Source organism: Stenotrophomonas sp. YIM B06876 (assembly GCF_030711595.1).
In the GTDB taxonomy this organism is placed as follows: Bacteria; Pseudomonadota; Gammaproteobacteria; order Xanthomonadales; family Xanthomonadaceae; genus Stenotrophomonas.
Map to the genome: position 1 here is coordinate 1 of NZ_JAUJUJ010000234.1, position 1,238 is coordinate 1,238.

Consider the following 1,238-nt stretch of genomic DNA (forward strand, 5'->3'; position numbering starts at 1 on the left):
GCGGCCAGAGCGGCTGAGCTACTGAGGCGGCGGCGCTTGGGGAGGGGCACAGGCTGACGAGTGGCGAGTTGCGCGAAAACGCGCGCTGCGAACGTGCGGCACCCCATGTAAATCCGATAAATTTTAGGTAAAAATCGGCCTCAGGCCTTACCCATTATGCGCAATAAGCTATCAATAGATGAGCCTTTTTACAGCCTCTGCGACTGCTCCTGAAGGGGCGTCATTCCAAAATCTGGTGGTGCCGGGGACTTGTCCGTCTATCGGCTATGGGGCGGCTTCTGCCCCAAAGCGGCTGTACGAGCGCAGCCTCATACCCGATGCGTCAACGGTCGGGCAGTTGGGCTTGCTGCTCCGCTGGTTTACCTGCCACTGACTGTACTGCTGCATCCCAGAGAGCTTCTGCAGCGCGCCCCAATTGCGAATGTGCTCGATAGACCCGGATTTCAAGATCGATATTCCACGCTTCAGTGGCCGCCGCAACCAACTTGCCCGCTGCAAGGTCATCGCCGACGAGACTTTGAGGCAGCCAAGCTATTCCTCGACCTTCGAGCGCCATCGTCCGTAGTACGGATGCCAGGTGGGCGGTGAAGACCGTTTGCGTTTGAAGNTCCACGCTTCAGTGGCCGCCGCAACCAACTTGCCCGCTGCAAGGTCATCGCCGACGAGACTTTGAGGCAGCCAAGCTATTCCTCGACCTTCGAGCGCCATCGTCCGTAGTACGGATGCCAGGTGGGCGGTGAAGACCGTTTGCGTTTGAAGCGCCCCTAACGCACGGTCGATGGTTTTATGAAGGATGCTGCCCAGCCCGGATTCCGCGCTGTAGGCCAGAAGAGGGGCTGTCGTCCCGGGGCGCTCCAATGGGTGAAGGGCTTGGCCCTCTGGCCCCATGGCAGAAACGGGGCGCAGAACATCGATGCCCACGCAGATGGACGGGTAGCCTTGCACCTGCAGTTGACTGGGCGCTTGAGCGTGGGCGTGGCACAAGACGAACTGCACCTTGCTCTGAGCCAGGAGAGCCTCACACCGATGAAGCATGTCGGACTCCAATTGAAGAGTCCCCGCCATCGTATGCGCTTCAAAGCGGCGCAACCAACCAGGCACGAAGGTCAGCGACAACGCATGTGTCGCGGCGAATCGCAAGCTTTTTGAGTTCGCTTCGGCTACCGCACGTGCAGCTCCTGGCAGCCGCGCGATCTCTGCCAGCAATTCCGGCGCGACACCCTGAAACCACTGCCCGG

1 protein-coding gene is annotated in these 1,238 nt (G+C 60.2%); it reads right to left on the reverse strand.

The window, feature by feature from the left end:
* Nucleotides 1–531: 531 nt before the first annotated feature.
* On the reverse strand, nucleotides 532–1,238 hold a 707-nt coding region (locus QZH66_RS16360; protein WP_305806934.1), incomplete at its 5' end, for a LysR substrate-binding domain-containing protein.